This is a genomic window from Lactobacillus sp. UMNPBX16 (genome assembly GCF_002553775.1).
GTDB classification, from domain to species: domain Bacteria; phylum Bacillota; class Bacilli; order Lactobacillales; family Lactobacillaceae; genus Lactobacillus; species Lactobacillus crispatus.
The window spans coordinates 12,947-31,496 of the sequence record NZ_PCYU01000016.1 but is presented as its reverse complement, the minus strand read 5'-3'; the positions used below and the strand labels follow the sequence as shown (position 1 = coordinate 31,496).

Below are 18,550 nucleotides of genomic sequence, written 5' to 3'. Positions count from 1 at the left end.
GCATAGGGTTCATAGCCCAGAAATGCATTCAATTCAGCTTCTAACAAGTTATTAACAGCCTGTTGTAGCTCTTTGCGCAATAAATCATTTATTTTGTCTGGATTGAATAGAGCTTGAGCAAAATCTTTGGTAAAATCATTCATGAAGGAGTTCTTCTTTCTGTATGTGTTTTTTTGTTCAAACCAATCATACGAGAAAGGAACTCCTTTTTCTAATGTTTAAAGAAATAAATTTAAGGAATCATTCATCCTTACACAAACTATTTTACAGTCTCTGTTTAACATTATAGTTAGTCTGATTTACGTATCCCCAAGCACACATAATATCTAGTATTGGAAATAAAGTTTTACCATAATCAGTAATACTATATTTTACTTGAACCGGAACCGTAGGAATTACTGTACGTTTGATAATTTTATCAGCTTCTAATCCTCTTAGTTGTGCTGTTAAGGTTTTCTTTGGTGCGCTATCTAAATAACGGAGGATTTCACTATAGTGTTTTGTGCCATTTTCTTGTAAATAATGTAAGATCAAAGGCTTACATTTTCCGCCAATGACATCTAAAGTTACTTGAATTTTACTTAATACTGCTTTTTTGTCATATTTTTACCTTTAAATTCAAATCCTATTACGTGTTAATATTATGCAAATAATTTGGTAACCATTCACCTTAGAAAACTTACCATTCACCGATTTTTTATGGCAAAAAAATTAGAATTATCTATACTAATAATCAAATGAAGGAGGGGTGATCTTGAAAGTAAAATTCAATATTGATGAAAACTTACCTGAAGAAAAAGCTGAGTTTTGGCTACATAGAATGACAGATAAAATTAGTCAGATTGCTAATGAGCTGACTAATAAAAAGGAGTTCATCTGGTGTTTTCGTCGAGGGGACGAATATCCAGTAAAATTTAGTGAAATCTATCTGGTACAGGTGGAAAATGATAAAACTTACGTGTATACGGAGCAAGATACCTATTTGTATAAAGGACGTTTGTATCAAGTACAAAAAGTATTGCCGTCAGATTTCGTGACAGTATCAAGAAGCGCGTTGCTTAATTATCATCAGTTAGATCATTTGCAAATTCTGAGTAATGGTAATATTGATGCTATTTTGAATAATGAGTTACATGTGCAAATCTCACGACGAAGGATTAAAGAACTGAAAGAGAGGCTAGGATTATGAAACATGCTCGATATATGCTGGATAGTGGTTTGATGGGAATTGGAATTGGTATGACCTGGTTTGCAGTGGACCTATTATTTTCTTCTAACTGGAAAGATTTAGAAACGGCAAAATTATCAGCTGTTAATTTCTTGTTTTGGTTAATAATATCCTTCTTTATCGGTGTCTTTTTTTATTTTGCAGGTTGGATTTTTAATAATGATTCTTGGTCTTTGAGAACACAAATTGTAGTCAATTTCTTTGTTTGTTTAGTAGCATGGTTACTTTTCAATTTGATTATCAATAGTTTTAGCTATTCTTGGTCTTTACTAATGACTACAGTTATCAGTTTTATCATTATGTACACTATTGCTTATGGCACTTATTTCTTTCATTTATGGCATGAGGTTAATCAAATTAACAAAAAATTGAAGAAAAATGGTGAGTAAAATGACGGCATTATTAACAGTAGACAAATTATCAAAAACTTATCAAGCAACAAACAAAAAAGCAGTAAAAGATATTTCTTTTACAGTAGATCATAGCGATATAGTGGCTTTTCTTGGACTAAATGGTGCGGGCAAGACGACAACTTTAAAGATGATTTTGAATTTAGTTAGTCCTGATCATGGAAAAGTATATTTTGAGGGGAAAGAGATGACCAATAGCAATTTATTGCTCCTAAAAAATACGGGAGTTCTTTTGGAAGGCTCGCGGAATATGTTTTGGTCCTTGTCACCGATTGAGAATTTTATTTATTGGGGGTGGCCAACGAGGTTTATCTAGAAAAGAAGCGGAGCATAATGGCCTTCAATTGCTAAAGAAGTTTGGTCTGTTGGATAAAAAAGATACGACGATTACCAGTTTAAGTCGCGGGATGCAACAAATAGTAGGGATCTGTTGCGCAATGATTGCGCAGCCAAAATTACTGATATTAGATGAGCCGACCTTAGGGTTAGATCTTAAATCAGCTCAAATAGTAATTAATATTTTGAAAGAACTAAGTGCCGATGGCGTGGGAGTCTTGATTACTACTCATCAATTAGGTTTTGCTCAAAAAGTGGCTCAAAAAATTTTATTGATCAACCAGGGAGAGCTAGTCTTTTCAGATAATATGAAAGAAAGTCTGGTCAGATTGAATAAATGGACGATTTTGGAATTTACCTTGTCACAATCATTTACTGCTAAGGAAAAAGAAAAAATATCAACTTATTGTAATTTGACAAAAAAGCAGGCTGATCGTTATCAATTAGAAGTTAAATGCCAAAATGATTTACCAAAAGTGCTTCAGTTATTAGGAGAATTACCGATTAGTCAGGTCCAAACTAAAAAGAGAAATTTAGAAGATATATTTGAATACTACACAGGAGAAGAATAATGACGAGTTTAAAAGCTGAGTTCTGGCGACAAATGTGGCTGTATAAAAGATATTCATTTAGTTACTTTTCAGACTTTATTTTGCTAATCATGATGTTTATAGCTATCTTTCTTGGAGGTACCTTAGTAGGCGGCGGGGTAATTGGAACTTCACTGAATGCCTTGGTCATTGGCTATATTTTGTGGACTTTAATCCAGAACACAATTAGTCAAATGGGGATGACTATGACCAACCAAATGCAAAATGGTATTTTAGAGCAACAGTTTTTGATGCCAATTTCTGCTAGAAGATTATTTCTTAATAAAAGCATAGTTAATATCATTATTTCGGCGGTGCAGGCAGTGTTAGCATTAATAATCATTATGTTGCTAACTGATCATTGGATTAAATTTCCTATTGTTCTGGTTGTTCCTTTCTTGTTAGCTTTGGTGACTACTACTGGTTTAGGATACTTAGTTGTGAGTTTGATTTTGCATTTTAAGCGAATTGGCAGTACTTTAGCAATTTTTCAATATGTATATTTGGGAATTTTACTAATTAATTTTGAAAATTATTCTTTGGGAGTTAAGTGTTTATTTTGTCTTTTACCTATTTCTCCCATGGTTAGCTGGATGAGACTAGCTGTTAACCAACATCCCTACAGTCTAGGCTTTTACTTAGCTGCTTCTTTGTTTAACGCCGTGCTTTGGTTAATAATTGGACTGATCATGTTTGAAATTACTAATCGTAATGTGAGAAAAAACGGATCGTTAGCATTATACTAAGAGTTAAATTGATGAATAAGAGAAATAAATATGATTACAACAAAAATAATTGATTCACAGCACAAAGTAGATATTAATATTCTTAATGAGCCATTTAAATTATTCGGACAAATTTTGGTTTCTTATAATAACGGTAAATGGGATTATCAATTAAAAAAGTATTCATCAGAAAAAGTTACAGAAATGTGCTTTCCTGATGAAAATTATGACTATGATGCAATGAAAGAGAGTACATTCATTGGTGCATATGATGGTAAAAATTGTATTGGATTAGCAATTTTACAACCAGGATTTTTTAAATATATGTATTTATCTGATCTTAAAGTGAATAAAAACTATCGTGACCAGCATGTGGGCAAAAGTTAATAGCTAAGGCAAAGGAAATTGCCAAAGAAAATGACTATGCTGGACTTTACACACAAGGACAAGATAATAATCCAGGCGCATGCTTATTTTATTTGAAAACAGGTTTTTACATTGGTGGAATGGATACTAATGTTTATTGCCATACCAAGCAAGAAGGTAAGGCCGATATTATTTTCTATTGTGATGTTAAGTAGATATTACAAAAAAGCAGAAATATCATGTTGACGTAGGTAGGATAAACGGGTATAATTCTATTAGTTGAGAACAAGAAGAAGCACCCGCTTCTCGCCTAAGTTAAGTAAACCTCTAGGCTGATCGATAATTTCTGTTGATTAAAGGCGGGTATGATTCTTATAACCCGCCTTTTTCTTGTCCTCAAATTAACACGGAGGTGAACAGTTATACCAAGAAGTTTAATCTTAAACGACAGAATTCGCGCTCGCGAAGTTCGTTTAATTGATGAAGATGGTCAGCAAGTTGGTGTGATGAGTAAAAGTGATGCCTTACGTCGTGCAAGCGATGCAGGTCTTGACTTAGCTCTGATTTCTCCAAATGCTAAGCCACCTGTAGCACGTATCATGGATTACGGGAAGTACCGCTTTGAACAACAAAAGAAGCTTAAGGAAGCCCGTAAGAATTCCAAGACAGTCAGTGTCAAAGAAATTCGTTTGAGTCCAACTATTGAAGGTAACGACTTCGAAACTAAACTTAAGCACGTTCGTAAGTTCATTTCTAAAGAAGGAGCTAAGGTTCGCGTCTCAATTCGTTTTAGAGGTCGTGCCATCACTCACAAGGAATTAGGTCAACAAGTACTTGAAAAAATGGCCGAAGTAACCTCAGACATTGCTAATGTAATTAGTAAGCCTAAGATGGAAGGTCGTTCAATGTTCTTGATGCTTGCACCTAAGAGTGATAAGGACAAAAAGAAAAAGTAGTTAATTGGAGGAAATAGAAATATGCCAAAGATGAAAACACACCGCGCTTCTGCTAAGCGTTTTAAGAGAACTGCAAATGGTGGTTTAAAGCGTCACCACGCATTTACTGGTCACCGTTTCCACGGTAAGACAAAGAAGCAACGTCGTCACTTGAGAAAAGCTGCTATGGTTTCAAAGAGTGATATGAAGCGTATCAAGCAAATGGTTGCTCAAATGCACTAATACTTGTTCTTAATTAAGACAGACTATAGTAGGAGGAATTTTAAATGCCAAGAGTTAAAGGTGGAACAGTAACACGTCAACGTCGTAAGAAGATCATGAAGCTTGCCAAGGGTTACCGTGGCGCAAAGCACATGCAATTTAAGGCTGCAAGCACTCAATTATTCGTTTCATACAAGTACGCATTCCGCGACCGTAGAAGACGTAAGAGCGAATTCAGAAAGTTATGGATTGCTCGTATTAACGCAGCTGCAAGACAAAACGACATTTCATACTCTAAGTTAATGCACGGCTTGAAGTTAGCTGGTGTTGACATGAACCGTAAGATGTTAGCTGATATTGCCTACAACGATTCAAAGACTTTTGCACAATTAGCAGAAACTGCTAAGAAGGCTTTGAACTAATAACAAAAGAAATAAGCTGGGGAAATTTTCCTAGCTTATTTTTTTATCTATTTTTGAATTAATGCCCGTAATCTGATTTTTTCATCTGGCGTGGTAAAGGCTGCATCAACCGCGTTGAGATAAAGAGTAGTTTCTTCCTCGGGAGTCAAAGCAGTTTTTTCTTCGAGTAACTGATATTCATGAGGTAGATTAGTGTTAGATACAGTCATGTCGTCTGAATTTAGCGTAACTTTCATCCCCATGTGCAATAATTTTTTTATTGGGTAAGAATCAATCTGATCAAAAGCTTTGGTGTTCATATTTGAAGTGGCGCAACATTCCAATATGATTTGGTGATCAATCAGATATTGGGTAAGTGCTGGATCTTCAGTGCAGCGAATGCCATGGCCGATCCGTTTCGCGCCAATTTTTAATGCTTGACGGATTGAATCAGGTCCTGCAGCCTCACCAGCATGGATGGTATAAGGAACGTGTAATTCTTGGGCACGATTGAAAAAATGCTGGTAGTTAATGTTAGGGATCGGGCCTTCCGCACCAGCTAGGTCAAGGCCAACAACGCCATGACCTAAAAATTCTTTCGCTAGCTCAACCGTTTCCATGTTTTCTTTTTCATTGTGGGCGAAGCGCATCAAACAGAGAATTAAACCAGCGTGTAATTCAGGCTGATCTTTGTCTGCTTTTTGTTTTTGATAAAACTTCGTAATACCGCTGACTGCTGCAGCGATTACTTGTCTTTGCGTTAAACCATTTTTAGTATGTAATTGCGGTGCAAAGCGGATCTCGGCGTAGACTAGACCTTGTTGTTTTAATTCGCAAAGAAGATCAAACACAATCATCTCCAGATCATGCTTTGTCTGCATTAACTGGTTAGGTAAGTCAAACTTTTCCAAAAATTGTTCCAAGCTAGCGCAAGAATTATCAACTGACAATTCTTGCCGCAATTTTTGATCAGTTAACTGTGGCATGTGATGTTCCTGCATTAACTTCTTAACAGTAGCAACTGGGACAGAACCATCGAGGTGAAGGTGTAAATCGATGAATTTTCTCATGGTGATCCTTTCTATTGATTGATGATTTTGCTTAAATTGTTTAGTATTGTAACACTTTTTCATCAGAAAAAAACAAAAATTTCTAAAGCAAACCCATTTTTGATATGATATAAGGTGATAAAAAATGGAGGAAATTAACAGTTAAAAGATAGACAAGATACAAAGATCTGTTCAGAAATATAAAACATAGAAGCAGGTCAAAAACTAAAAATTTAATATTTTGTTCGCTTGTATTTATTTCACTCTTTGCTAAATTTATGTTTGTATTGGGGGTGAAACAAATGATCAAGGCTCAAGTAGTCGAATTAAAACCTAACAAGACCATGCAACAAGAGCTGGATAAGCTTTGTGATTATCGCAGATATTGCTGGAATCAAGCTTTAGCCACTTGGCAAGACATGTATGAAGCACGAACCTTAGATAAGGATAATAATCCCAGTCCAAATGAGCGCAGAATACGTGATGAGCTAGTCGATAATAAGGCAGACTGGCAGTTTGCTCTGTCTGCTAGATGCTTGCAATTAGCAGTCAAAGATTTGGCTAATGCTTGGAAGAATTTCTTTGATAAGGCACAGCCTGATTGGGGAAAACCACATTTCAAATCAAAGAAAGCCCCGCGACAAGGCTTTAAGACTGACCGGGCTAAAGTGGTTAATGGTAAGCTACGCTTAGACAAGCCCAGAGGCATTAAAACCTGGTTCGATATTCCAACATATGAAGCTTTAAAAATGAAGCAAATTAAAGTTGCTAGTGTCTTTAGAGAAAGAGGACATTATTATGCCGCTCTTTCTTATGAAGAAGAAACTTTGGTAAAGCCTAGAACAGGTAGAAAGACAGCTGTTGATGTTAATGTGGGACATTTCAACTACACTGGGGGCAAAATCAATGTTTTGCCATCAAGATTGCAAAAACTATACAAGCGCATTAAGCATTATCAGAGAATGCTGGCTAAGAAAAGACGGGCTAATGGCAAGTTAGCTGGCCAAAGCAATAATTACGTGCAAGTGAGAACCAAACTGCAACGTGATTATCGTAAAGTAGCCAACATTCAAAACGATCTTTTGCAAAAATTCACTACAAAATTGGTTAATAATTATGATCAAATAGTGATTGAAGACTTAGCCGTTAAACAAATGATGATGACGCACGTCGCTTCAAAAGGCATGCAGAGATCATTATTCAGTAAGTTTAGACAGATATTGACTTATAAATGTGAGTGGTATGGCAAAGAATTAATCTTGGCTGATAAAACATATCCATCAACCCAAAGATGTGCTAATTGTGGTTATGTTAAAAAAGGTGATGAAAAAATCACTTTGCAAGGCAACCAAAAACATCACACTAAGCACAATGAGTATATTTGTTATGAATGCGGTTATACTAATGATCGTGATGATAATGCAGTGTTAAATCTTTTAGCTTTAGCAAAATAATGAAAACGGGGCTGGCTAAGCCCTTAAGCTGCAAGAGTTAGTCAATGCGATTATTCCTAGATTGGAATATTGGAATACTAATGATGACAGCAGTAAATAAAGCGAAGAAAGGAAGGACTATATTTCTTTCTGATATGTAAAAAATATACATTCTTATACATATTTCTATGTTTTATATAGCAGTGTTGATATGCTTTTTAGACCAAAATATACAATTGATACGATTTACAATCTGGACCCCCAGAAGTTGAATGAAATGGACATTAAGGCGGTTTTTTCGGACCTAGATAATACATTGCTCGCCTGGAATAAATTTGAAACTGCCAAAGAAATGGATAATTTTAATCAAAAGTTAGCCAAGGCGGGAATCACTCTCGTGGTCATTTCTAACAATAATGCTCAAAGAGTGGGCAAGGTACTTGATCCTTACCATATCGAATTTGTCGCTAAGTCACGTAAGCCATTGCCATTTGCGATCACCAAGAAGCGCGAAGCAATGCATTTGCAAAAAGATCAGGTTATGATGGTTGGCGACCAACTAATCACTGACATGCAAGCAGGGAATTTGGCCGGCGTGAAGACTGTTCTAGTTAAGCCATTAGTTGAAACTGATAAGTGGAATACGAGAATCAATCGTTTCTTTGAAAAAATTATCTTTTTCTTCCTGGGTTTATCACATCGAGTAACATTTAAGAAGGAGCTATCAAATGGATGAGGATATTATTTGTATCGGCTGCGGTGCCAAGCTGCAATCCGATGATCCTGAAAAAGCAGGTTATCTGCCAAAAAGTGCACTAGATAAGGCAAAGCAAGAAGAAAATGCGGATGTTTATTGTCAACGTTGCTTCAGATTGCGGCACTACAATGAAATCATGCCAGTTGATTTAAACAATGATGATTTTTTGGCTTTGCTTAACTCTTTAGGACAAAAGAAAGCTTTAATTGTTAATGTAGTTGACTTATTTGATTTTTCAAATTCTTTGCTATCATCATTGAAGCGTTTTGTTGGAAATAATGATTTTATTTTAGTTGGTAATAAATTTGATCTATTTCCTAAAAACTCTAAGCAAAGTAAGATTAAGGATTGGATGAGACAAGAAGCTAACCGAATGGGGCTTTATCCTAAGGAAATCTTCTTGGTTTCAGCTAAAAAGAAGTTGAACTTGGAAGATTTGATCGCTTATATTAATAAGCAATCGCAAGACAAAGATGTCTATTTTGTAGGGACAACTAATGTTGGTAAGTCAACTTTAATCAATGCCATTATTGACATGATGGGTGATATTCAAGACCTGATCACCGCTTCACGCTTTCCTGGAACTACTTTAGACAAAATTGAAATTCCTCTAGAAAATGGTCACTTTTTGATTGATACGCCCGGGATCATGACCGAGAATCAATTGGCTACGCACTTAAATGCTAAGGATTTGGAGCTGGTCTCACCTAAGAAGCCTTTAAAGCCAGCTACTTACCAATTATTGCCTGGTAATACTTTATTCTTAGCTGGTTTGGGACGGATTGATTATCTCAAGGGCGAATCGACTAGCTTTACTGTTTACGTTGCTCGTGGAATGTATATTCACCGTACTAAGACAGCTAATGCGGATGACTTTTATAAAAAGCATAAAGGTGAATTGTTATCCCCACCAGCTGCAGATGATGAAATGGCACCACTAAAGGGTCAAGAATTTAGAACGGAATATAAGAGTGACCTTTTATTTGGTGGAATTGGTTTTGTGACTGTACCCAAGGGATGCGTTGTTAAGACTTACACACCAGATGGGATTGGTTTAGGTATTCGTCGTGCATTGATTTAGAGGTTTGCATATGGTTAATCCAAAATGTATTGAAAAAATGCCAACTGCTAAAGTTGAAGCAGAATTGGAACAAGAACAAGGTAAAGGTCGTCAGATTGGGATTATGGGTGGTACCTTTAATCCGGTGCATATTGCGCACTTGGTAGCGGCAGAGCAAGCAATGACTAAGTTGAAGCTGGATGAGGTCTGGTTTATTCCGGATAATATTCCACCGCATAAAAATGCGCCGCTGACTTCTGCTAAAGATCGGGCAACAATGCTTGATTTAGCTACGCGCGATAATCCTAGGTTTAGGGTAAAACTATTGGAATTGTTCCGAGGCGGCGTTTCTTATACTGTGGATACTATGCGTTATCTCAAGGAAAAAGCACCTCAGAATGACTATTATTTGATTATGGGCAGTGATCAGGTTAACAGTTTCCATACTTGGAAGGAAGCTCCGACCCTGGCTAAGCTAGTAACATTGGTCGGAATTCGTCGCCCAGGTTATCCACAAGATCCGCAATATCCCATGATTTGGGTTGACGCACCAGATATTCGCCTAAGTTCGACTGCTATTCGTCGCAGTGTCGCAACTGGCACTTCAATTCGTTACTTGGTACCAGAAGCCGTCAGAGAATATATTGAAGAAAAGGGGCTTTACCTTGACGAAACTAATTTTTAAAAATACTTATTCACCATTCTCTAGTGAACAAATTGTTGCTAAAGAAAAGGCAAACATGAAGAAAAAACGTTTTGAACATTGTGTTCGTGTTAGTGAAACTGCACGTAAGTTGGCTAAGTTAAATGGATATGATGAAGAAAAAGCAGCCTTAGCTGGCTTTGTTCATGATTATGCCAAGCAGGTACCGGTAGAAGAGTATCGTAAGGTAATTAAGGAACAGGATTTTGATCCAGATTTGCTTAATTGGAATCGGGCCATCTGGCATGGCATTGTGGGGATTTTCTTTATTGAACGTGATTTAAAAATTAGGGATCCTGAGATTTTAACTGCCGTACGTCGTCATACGACTGGTGATACTAAGATGACTACATTAGATAAAATTATCTTTGTAGCTGATTTTATTGAACCCGGACGAGATTTTCCAGGAGTTGAAGAAGCGCGCAAAGTTGCTTATGCTAGTCTTGATGAAGGGGTAGGCTATGAATTGCAGCACACCTTAGAGTTTTTAATTGAAAATAAAAATAAAGTATATCCTCGTACTTTAGAAGCATACAATGTATGGGGAATTAAGTAATAAAAAGGAGAAAAATATTGACTAGTCAAGAAATTTTAGATTTTACTACCCAAGCAATTAGTGACCGTCATGGTGAAGATACTGAAGCTTACGATATGCGTGGAATCAGTATTTTAGCTGATTACTATGTCATTACCAGTGCAGGCTCTAATCGTCAATTACATGCGATCGTTAACTCAATTGTTGATGCGGCTCACGAAAACAACTACACTGACTACCGTATTGAAGGTACCAGAGATTCTAACTGGCTTTTGCTCGATTTAGGTGATGTTGTAGTCAACGTCTTTACTAAGGAAGCACGTGAATTTTATAACTTGGAAAAGCTATGGGCTAACGGTAAGCAAGTTGAATTGAAGGAAGATTAAGCAATGAGTGTTGTTGGGATTATTGCGGAATTTAATCCTTTCCATAGTGGACATGAGTTCTTACTAAATCAAGCACGCTTGGTTGCTGGTAATGATCCAATTGTGGTGCTCATGTCTGGTAACTACGTGCAACGTGGTGAGATGGCGATTATGAGCAAGTGGGAGCGGGCTAAGGTGGCTTTGCAATCTGGTGCCGATTTGGTATTTGAAACACCATTTTCAACGGTAGTGGAACCAGCTGATCTTTTTGCTCTCGGAAACATTGAACAACTTGCTAAATTAGGCGTAACTGATTTAGTCTTTGGTGTAGAAGATGCTAACCTGAATTTTGCTTATTTGGGCAAAAGAATTGCGGAAATTCCCCAGAATCACATGGATTTTAGAGATTATAGCCAAACTTATTCAACACAATATAACCAAATGGTAGCGCATGAAGTAGGCTATGAAGTTAATCAGCCAAATGCTATTTTGGGGTTAGCGTATTCAGTAGCTAATCATAATTTAGGTTCACCATTAAACCTGCATCCGGTCAACCGAATTGGAGCAGGACATGATGACCTTTTACAAAGAGAAAAAGTTGTCCAAAGTGCCAGTGCGATTCGAAATTTATTATTGCATGGTGAAGATACAAAAAATTTAAAGTATTGGATGCCTAAAGCAGAAGCAATGGTGTTAGCTGAGCAGAAAATTTATCCTAATTGGAATTTGCTATACCCATTTTTGAAGTATCGAATTGAATCATCTTCAGTTGAAGAATTGCGTCATATTTATCAAATGAGCGAAGGGCTTGAATATAAGATGAAACAAGAGATTCATTTAGCCCGCGATTTTACAGAATTTTTGCGGCATATCAAGTCCAAGCGTTATACTTATTCCCGTTTGCGCCGTTTGAGCTTATATACTTTGCTTAATGTCACTCAGGATGATATATTGGCTAGCTTTAATCATGAGTCTTTGATGCTCTTAGGCTTTAGTAAGGTAGGTCGCAAATATTTAAAGCAACAGCGCAAGGAATTTCAGACAGAAATCGTCTCTAAAGTTGATAAAAGAAGTGCTAAGAACGGCTCTTTAGCTTTACAAGTTAGGGTAGACCGTTTATTTGAACAAATAATGGGTGTTGATCAAAACTTTGGTCGACGGCCAATCGAGGTGTAAAAATGTTAGAACTTAGTTTTTCTAGGATTCAAAATTCCAAAGAACCATTAACTCACATTGAACGTGATTTGGAAATGCGTCCAGAATTTTTTAAGCGTAGTAAAGATCTACTAATTGATGCGAAAAATGTAAAAGTGAGCGGTGACTTGTTCTATCAAGAACCATTTGTGACTGGCAGTTTTCATGTGACCGCTGATCTGGTTGTGCCATCAAGCAGAAGCCTTAAGCCGGTAAACTATCATGAAGATTTTACTTTTACTGAAAACTACCTTGACCGTAAGCCAACCAAGGAAGAATTGGAAGAAAACGATACTATTGTACAAGTTGAGAATGACCAAATTGACTTGCAAACAGCGGTAGAAGATAATATTTTACTCCATATCCCAACTACTATTTTGACTCCTGAAGAAAAAGAAAAGAATATTTTCCCAGAGGGTCAAGGTTGGGAAGTTGTTTCTGAAGCCTCTTTTGAAGAAGGCAAGAAGAACCAAGTTAACCCAGCTTTTGCTAAATTGAAGGTCTTGCTTGATGGGCAAGATAATGATAAGGACAATAAAAATAAGTAATAAATGTAATTGAAAAATATGGTGGACAATCAAAGAAAATTTTTACTTTGATTGTTTTTTAATCTTGTGTTAGAAGCAATTTTAAAGTATCCTTTAATTATAAAAACATTTTTTAATTAATTTATTAGTATTAGAAAACCAAATTGATCTACGAGGAAATGAATTAACATGGCAAAAATTCTAATTATTGAAGATGAAAAGAACTTATCTCGCTTTGTCGAGCTTGAATTGCAACATGAAAATTACGAGACTGTTGTTGAGAATAATGGTCGTAAGGGATTAGAAGATGCATTGAGTCAAGACTTTGATGCTATCTTGCTTGACTTGATGTTACCTGATTTAAATGGGTTGGAAATTGCACGTCGTGTTCGTCAAGTTAAGACTACGCCAATTATCATGATGACTGCACGTGATTCAGTGATCGACCGTGTTTCTGGTTTGGATCATGGCGCTGACGATTATATTGTTAAGCCTTTTGCAATTGAAGAACTTTTAGCTCGTCTTCGTGCAGTGTTACGTCGCGTTAAAATCGAAAAGGACGCATCAAAGGTTACTGTTGCTAAGCAAAAGATTGTAAAATTTAAGGATTTGACAATTGAAACTGCTAACCGAATTGTGCACCGTGGTGATGGCAAGGCAATCGATTTAACTAAACGCGAATACAACTTATTAATGACCTTGATTGAAAATAAGAACAACGTAGTTAGTCGTGATCAATTATTGAACAAGATCTGGGGTCCAGAATCTAATATCGAAACTAACGTAGTTGAAGTTTATGTACGTTATTTACGCAATAAGATTGACGCTCCAGGTCAACCATCTTACATTAAGACGGTTCGTGGTACCGGTTATATGGTAAGAGATGAAGATGATGATCAAGAATAAAGACGAGGAAAAAGAGGCCAAGCACTCATCGCTAATTGTGCGATGGGTTAGTATCGTTGCATTAACGATTACGGTCTCTTTTGTCATATTTTCAGTTGTTGCCTATCAAATTGTTAGTCATCAATCGATGGAACAGCAGCAAGAGACATCTAATAATGTAGTTACCACGATGGACCGGACATTAAGTTCTATTCAAGATGAGCTAGAGATCTCAAATGTAATTCCTGCTCTGTCACCGTCTACCAGGCGTATTTTGAGGGGCGGTCCTGCTATTAGCAAAAAAGATACAGAGAATAAAGCATTTAGTGATAGCCTGATTTCATCAATTTCGAATCCAGATATTAATGTAGCAGTTTACAACAAACATGATGAAATTGTTTTTACTAATGGTAATTCTGCACCTAAGCTAAAAGAATTTGCCGGCAACCAACTTGAAGAAGTAGTAAACCGAAAAAAAGGCAAAATGCTTTTAACCTACCAGAAAATCTATTCTGAGGTAAATGGCAAATTAACTGGCTATGTAGTGGTTTCTAATAGTATGACTTATTACAATAGCTTGATGAGTAATTTGCTTCATTGGATGGTAATTATTTCACTGATTGCAATAATTATCTTCATTGCAATTTCTTATATTTTGGTTGTTAATGTAGTTCGGCCAATTAAGACGATGTCTAAGGTGGCTAAGGAAGTTAATGCTGATCCTAATAGTGAGGCTAGAATTAAGGAACTACATCGAGATGATGAGTTAGAAGAATTAGCTACTTCGATTAATCAAATGCTAGACCGGATGCAAGGTTACATTGAGCAACAAAAGCAATTTGTTGGTGATGTCTCGCATGAATTAAGGACACCAGTGGCAGTAATTGAAGGGCATTTGAACCTGCTTGAAAGATGGGGCAAGGATGATCCGCAGATTTTGGATGAATCAATTAAGGCTTCGTTGCAAGAAGCTGATCGGATGAAACATTTAATTCAGGAAATGCTTGATTTAACTCGAGCCGAGCAAATCGATGTTCAATATCCGTATGAAGTAAGTGATGTTAATGAAATCATCCGCAGAGTGGTCGCTGATATGGCAATGGTTCATCCTGACTTCAAGATTCAGCTGGATGAGGATGATTTACCTGATGATACAGAGATTCAAATGTATCACGGTCATTTGGAACAGTTGCTAGTAATTTTGATCGATAATGGAATTAAATATTCGACTGATCGCAAGCAGATTAATGTTTCAGCTGGTGTAACTAAGAAGAATGTTAATATTATTGTGCAAGACTTTGGTGAGGGGATTTCTGAAGAAGATCAAAAGAAAATCTTCAATCGCTTCTATCGTGTGGATAAGGCTAGAACCCGTGAAAAAGGTGGCAATGGTTTAGGTCTATCGATTGCACAAAAATTAGTTGCTAGTTATAACGGAACAATTAGTGTTGAATCTGTTGAGGGTCAGGGCAGCCAGTTTAAATTGAAGTTCCCTCGGTTGACTAAGAAAAAAGCCGCTAAGTTAAGAAAATTAAATGAGAAGAAACAAATGCCTAAGAGTAATCTTGAGGCATAAACAAAATCCTATTAAATCAAGGTTTGGGTACCAAGATTTAATAGGACTTTTTTTCTCTAGAGGCTTAGGTATTAGAAAATAAGAAATAAAATGCTTCGAAAATAATTATAATTTTTATTAATTTAAGCGATATAATTAGCTAAAAATATTTAAACTTAAGGGATGTGACATAATGAAAGAACGCATTTTTTCAAGGAAATTCTGGCAGAAAGTTTTTAACTATCAATTGATTATCTGGTTTCTCTTGATGATTAGTTATACTTTTTCTCAGCGGAACAATCATTTTTATTTTATAGGGGATTTGTTCAATCTAGCTTTTAGTACGGCGATCATGGGATTGAACTTTTACGTGCAATTTAAAAAGGATTCCAGCAAGACTAATACTCAAATTGTTCGCTGGCTGACCATAGTAATTTTTCCTTTCAATTTTTGCTAAATTTGGCATATCACTGGGAATTTTTTGCTAAAAAACCTGCCGGCTATCGAGATTCTATTAGTATTACTGCTATGGGCGGTTTATATTTTCTTGCTAGTTCCAATTGCAGTTGTACATATAGATTCCCAAAGTATCGCATCCCTGTTGCAATCTATGGTTCAGCAATTTTGTTCGGCCTTAGTCATTTAAGTAATTTTGGCTGGCATGGAGAAAGTTTTACTGCAACAATTGCACAAGTTATTGGCGTAATGGGGAGCGCCTTTATCTGGGCAGAATTGTATCTCTATACAGGAAAACTATGGTTGCCGATGATCTATCACTTTTTAATGGATTATATTTCTGATTTGCAATCTGGTTGGAATTCTGCTGGCTGGTCTTGGAATGGCGAAATCACTGATTATATTTATACTGTATTAATTGTTGGCGTTCCATTGCTATTCTCAATTTGGATGCTTTTCGGTAAAAGAAGGCAAATAATGGAAGATAATACAGATTTGATTTTGAATCTAAACGGTAGGCAAAGCATGATTTAGCAGTGACTTATATTAAAGGGACTATAATGTATATGCAAGGGTAAAATAATTAAGAGAGGTCATAAATTATGAAACTTAAGAGAATTGTATTAAGTATTGTGGCTGGAACTGCGCTTTTGGTTCCTGCAGCTTTAGCGGGTCAAAATCAATTAACACCGGTAGTTCGGGCAAGTACTCTGAAGAATAAGATTACAACTGTTAAGAGCTATACCAATCCAACTTTGTATAATAAGAATGGTAAAGAGCTAGGTAGCCAAGATCGGATAAATTTTAAGAAACCGATCAATTTTTATGGTCAACCAATTGTTATTCAGGGACCCAGGGTCAGTGCTTTTATTAATCTTAATGGGATGCCACAAGCTATTGTTAATGGTGAAACCTATGCAGATTTAGGCGATGGTGGTTATGTCAACATGAAATCGGTTGGTAGCTATAACTGGAATAATAATGAGATCGGAATTATTAAAAACACCTATATTTACAATAGCAAGGGTAATCGTTTATCAACTTATCGCGGTGGCAAGGCTTATTTAACTAAAGGTAGCAAGATTAAATATGCTGGTAAAAGTTGGACTAATTATCCTGATTCATATTTTAATTTAGGTGATGGGACGTATTTAAAGTCTAATAACGTTAATACCATGAATGGAAAAGGCGTTTTGAAGCTGAATGCTAACACTGCTATTTATAATAAGAATGGTAAGCGTATTAGCTTTAATGGACAACAGGTTTTTCCTAAATACTCAATTATAAATTATGCTGGTAAGCGTCGTACTAAGACACAAACTGACGATTACTATTACACAAACTTAAGTGGTAGTAAATCATATGCAATTAAGAATTATAAGATTAAAGGTCAAGACTATTATTACATTGGCAGAGGTGCTTATATCAAGGCAATGAATGTTGGTCGCATCAATGGCAATCCGGTATTTCGTGATGGCGGTGCAACTACGATTGTTCCGCAGACAGATTTGTACATCTATAATTCTAAATTAAAGAAAACCAAACAATCTGTTAAGAAAGGACAAAAGATTAGAGCTTTAGATCCAGTTGTTCTTGGTAGTGGTGATATTGCCCAACTATTTTACAGAATTAAGGGAACATCTAACTATGTTTCCTGGGGTGATTATAGTGAGTATGGTTTTGAAGATGATGAGCACGTGGGCTACTTCAACTTTCGTGTTAGATTAAATCCTGTTAAAACTATTGAAAATGCCGCTACACGGGCCGCTGAAGAATCAGATTAATTGGGAGTGAAGACGTTATCCATTTGGATAGCGTTTTTATTAGATTATAGGAAGAGGATAAAAGTTCTTGGTGTTGATGTTTATACATTGCTGAATAGATTAGTAGTAATACTACGATTTACGATTGTTGGAGAGTTCGATGGAATAGGAGACAGCTCAATGATTAATGATTTACTTTCTGAAATTAGAATCGATTTTTGGCGTGACATAGGGTTAATTATTAATGATGAAAAGCTTTTTGATCGGGTAACTGCTAATTATGGCTATCATGAAATTATGTATCAAAATATTGATCATTTTTTCATAGAAACTAATGACGATGATTTCATTAAACCTAAGCGAAAAACAACGTTTGAAGAAATTTATGATTTCTATTGCCTAGATCAACATATAAAAAATGTGATGATGATCAGTCTGCAATTGTTTGAACAAAGCTTCAAGGTAGCCCTTGCAGAAACAGCTCTTATTGAGAATGGTAAAAATTTCACCAGAAATCTTAATCCACGAACAATTCATCAAAGGCAGTTTCTAAATGAAAAATATCAATTAAAAGATGGGCGAGTAATTCACCGCGGTGATGTGAAAGCGCGCATGCGGCATATTAAGCAAAACTATCTTGAGCCATATGAGGGATATACTGAGGCTCATGGTGAAGCAGGGATCGGACTGATTATTAAAGAAATGTCATTTGGTGTTGCAACGAATTATTTCTTTTTAATGCCCATCAAAGCCAAAAAGATTGTTTTAACACGTGTGTTTAAAGAAAAGATAACTCTCCGTCAATTTGAAGAATGGCTAAATGAAATTAGATATTTTCAAAGACGAGCTGCCCATAACTTCTCGCTGTTGATTATCAAGGAAAAACGGCAATTTTTGTATAAATTAGTACTGAATAATTTGCACCAGCTGGCAAATCAAGAACCATGTGAATTAGCTGAGGAAAGAATCAACAAGATTGTTCAAGATTATTTGACGAAGTATCCAATTGAAAAAGATTTTTTGAATAAAGTTTTTATGGAGAAAAAGGATTAAGT

22 protein-coding genes, 2 pseudogenes and 1 other annotated feature are annotated in these 18,550 nt (G+C 36.1%); of the genes and pseudogenes, 21 read left to right on the top strand and 3 right to left on the bottom strand.

Annotated elements, in window-relative coordinates:
* A pseudogene (locus CP367_RS04535) lies at window positions 1-143 on the bottom strand (IS256 family transposase); the annotation flags it as partial.
* Between the two features lie 121 nt (window positions 144-264).
* The gene (locus CP367_RS04530; RefSeq protein ID WP_255404444.1) at window positions 265-555 is read right to left on the bottom strand and encodes a helix-turn-helix domain-containing protein; all 291 of its coding nucleotides are present in this window, start codon (window positions 553-555) and stop codon (window positions 265-267) included.
* 199 nt (window positions 556-754) lie between these two features.
* Here CP367_RS04530 and CP367_RS04525 point away from each other — a divergent pair, with 199 nt between their 5' ends.
* From CP367_RS04525 to rplT, 8 genes and pseudogenes are all read left to right on the top strand, one after another.
* The gene (locus CP367_RS04525; protein WP_089146201.1) at window positions 755-1,189 is read left to right on the top strand and encodes a LytTR family DNA-binding domain-containing protein; all 435 of its coding nucleotides are present in this window, start codon (window positions 755-757) and stop codon (window positions 1,187-1,189) included.
* The gene (locus CP367_RS04520; protein WP_089146200.1) at window positions 1,186-1,617 is read left to right on the top strand and encodes a DUF3021 domain-containing protein; all 432 of its coding nucleotides are present in this window, start codon (window positions 1,186-1,188) and stop codon (window positions 1,615-1,617) included. The genes CP367_RS04525 and CP367_RS04520 overlap by 4 nt, the downstream gene beginning before the upstream one ends.
* 1 nt (window position 1,618) lies before the next feature.
* A pseudogene (locus CP367_RS04515) lies at window positions 1,619-2,546 on the top strand (ABC transporter ATP-binding protein).
* A complete protein-coding gene (locus tag CP367_RS04510) occupies window positions 2,546-3,310 on the top strand; it encodes an ABC transporter permease (RefSeq protein ID WP_005728254.1) in 765 nt (254 codons plus the stop codon). The pseudogene CP367_RS04515 and the gene CP367_RS04510 overlap by 1 nt, the downstream one beginning before the upstream one ends.
* Before the next feature lie 30 nt (window positions 3,311-3,340).
* On the top strand, window positions 3,341-3,676 hold the full coding sequence (locus tag CP367_RS11180) for a GNAT family N-acetyltransferase (protein ID WP_288646926.1): 336 nt from the start codon (window positions 3,341-3,343) through the stop codon (window positions 3,674-3,676).
* 260 nt (window positions 3,677-3,936) lie between these two features.
* Window positions 3,937-4,052, top strand: a sequence feature (ribosomal protein L20 leader region).
* Between the two features lie 25 nt (window positions 4,053-4,077).
* Complete coding sequence (infC, locus tag CP367_RS04500; RefSeq protein ID WP_080543278.1) at window positions 4,078-4,611, top strand: translation initiation factor IF-3; 534 nt, start codon at window positions 4,078-4,080, stop codon at window positions 4,609-4,611.
* Window positions 4,612-4,632: 21 nt separating this feature from the next.
* Window positions 4,633-4,833: a 50S ribosomal protein L35 gene (gene rpmI, locus CP367_RS04495; RefSeq protein WP_005719899.1), complete on the top strand. Its 201-nt coding sequence runs from the start codon at window positions 4,633-4,635 to the stop codon at window positions 4,831-4,833.
* A gap of 44 nt (window positions 4,834-4,877) precedes the next feature.
* Entirely contained in the window at window positions 4,878-5,234 is a 357-nt protein-coding gene (gene rplT, locus CP367_RS04490; RefSeq protein ID WP_005719897.1) for a 50S ribosomal protein L20, read from the top strand.
* Window positions 5,235-5,281: 47 nt separating this feature from the next.
* Here the strand turns inward: rplT and add are convergent, their stop codons facing one another.
* Complete coding sequence (add, locus tag CP367_RS04485; protein WP_061204913.1) at window positions 5,282-6,283, bottom strand: adenosine deaminase; 1,002 nt, start codon at window positions 6,281-6,283, stop codon at window positions 5,282-5,284.
* 281 nt (window positions 6,284-6,564) lie between these two features.
* Between add and CP367_RS04480 the strand changes: the two genes are divergently transcribed.
* From CP367_RS04480 to CP367_RS04415, 13 genes are all read left to right on the top strand, one after another.
* Complete coding sequence (locus tag CP367_RS04480; RefSeq protein WP_005726544.1) at window positions 6,565-7,716, top strand: RNA-guided endonuclease TnpB family protein; 1,152 nt, start codon at window positions 6,565-6,567, stop codon at window positions 7,714-7,716.
* Between the two features lie 190 nt (window positions 7,717-7,906).
* Window positions 7,907-8,431: a YqeG family HAD IIIA-type phosphatase gene (locus CP367_RS04475; protein ID WP_005719892.1), complete on the top strand. Its 525-nt coding sequence runs from the start codon at window positions 7,907-7,909 to the stop codon at window positions 8,429-8,431.
* Complete coding sequence (yqeH, locus tag CP367_RS04470; protein ID WP_005719890.1) at window positions 8,424-9,533, top strand: ribosome biogenesis GTPase YqeH; 1,110 nt, start codon at window positions 8,424-8,426, stop codon at window positions 9,531-9,533. The genes CP367_RS04475 and yqeH overlap by 8 nt, the downstream gene beginning before the upstream one ends.
* Before the next feature lie 10 nt (window positions 9,534-9,543).
* Window positions 9,544-10,197 carry a nicotinate-nucleotide adenylyltransferase gene (locus CP367_RS04465; protein ID WP_089146199.1) on the top strand — a complete coding sequence of 218 codons (654 nt, stop codon included), beginning with the start codon at window positions 9,544-9,546 and terminating at the stop codon, window positions 10,195-10,197.
* The gene (yqeK, locus tag CP367_RS04460) at window positions 10,178-10,771 is read left to right on the top strand and encodes a bis(5'-nucleosyl)-tetraphosphatase (symmetrical) YqeK (protein ID WP_005719886.1); all 594 of its coding nucleotides are present in this window, start codon (window positions 10,178-10,180) and stop codon (window positions 10,769-10,771) included. Before CP367_RS04465 ends, yqeK begins: the two co-directional genes overlap by 20 nt.
* Before the next feature lie 17 nt (window positions 10,772-10,788).
* A complete protein-coding gene (gene rsfS / locus CP367_RS04455; protein ID WP_005719884.1) occupies window positions 10,789-11,136 on the top strand; it encodes a ribosome silencing factor in 348 nt (115 codons plus the stop codon).
* Window positions 11,137-11,139: 3 nt separating this feature from the next.
* Window positions 11,140-12,291, top strand: coding sequence for a nucleotidyltransferase (locus tag CP367_RS04450; RefSeq protein ID WP_013086667.1), 1,152 nt, complete (start codon window positions 11,140-11,142; stop codon window positions 12,289-12,291).
* A gap of 2 nt (window positions 12,292-12,293) precedes the next feature.
* The gene (locus CP367_RS04445; protein ID WP_089146198.1) at window positions 12,294-12,857 is read left to right on the top strand and encodes a DUF177 domain-containing protein; all 564 of its coding nucleotides are present in this window, start codon (window positions 12,294-12,296) and stop codon (window positions 12,855-12,857) included.
* Window positions 12,858-13,025: 168 nt separating this feature from the next.
* Complete coding sequence (locus CP367_RS04440) at window positions 13,026-13,742, top strand: response regulator transcription factor (RefSeq protein ID WP_005719878.1); 717 nt, start codon at window positions 13,026-13,028, stop codon at window positions 13,740-13,742.
* Window positions 13,720-15,297, top strand: a complete 1,578-nt coding sequence (locus CP367_RS04435; protein WP_005719876.1) for a HAMP domain-containing histidine kinase — start codon at window positions 13,720-13,722, stop codon at window positions 15,295-15,297. The genes CP367_RS04440 and CP367_RS04435 overlap by 23 nt, the downstream gene beginning before the upstream one ends.
* A 438-nt stretch (window positions 15,298-15,735) precedes the next feature.
* Complete coding sequence (locus CP367_RS04425) at window positions 15,736-16,266, top strand: CPBP family intramembrane glutamic endopeptidase (RefSeq protein ID WP_233186496.1); 531 nt, start codon at window positions 15,736-15,738, stop codon at window positions 16,264-16,266.
* Window positions 16,267-16,334: 68 nt separating this feature from the next.
* Complete coding sequence (locus CP367_RS04420; protein ID WP_089145397.1) at window positions 16,335-17,516, top strand: SLAP domain-containing protein; 1,182 nt, start codon at window positions 16,335-16,337, stop codon at window positions 17,514-17,516.
* A gap of 159 nt (window positions 17,517-17,675) precedes the next feature.
* A complete protein-coding gene (locus tag CP367_RS04415; RefSeq protein ID WP_005729000.1) occupies window positions 17,676-18,548 on the top strand; it encodes an Abi family protein in 873 nt (290 codons plus the stop codon).
* Window positions 18,549-18,550 lie beyond the last annotated feature (2 nt).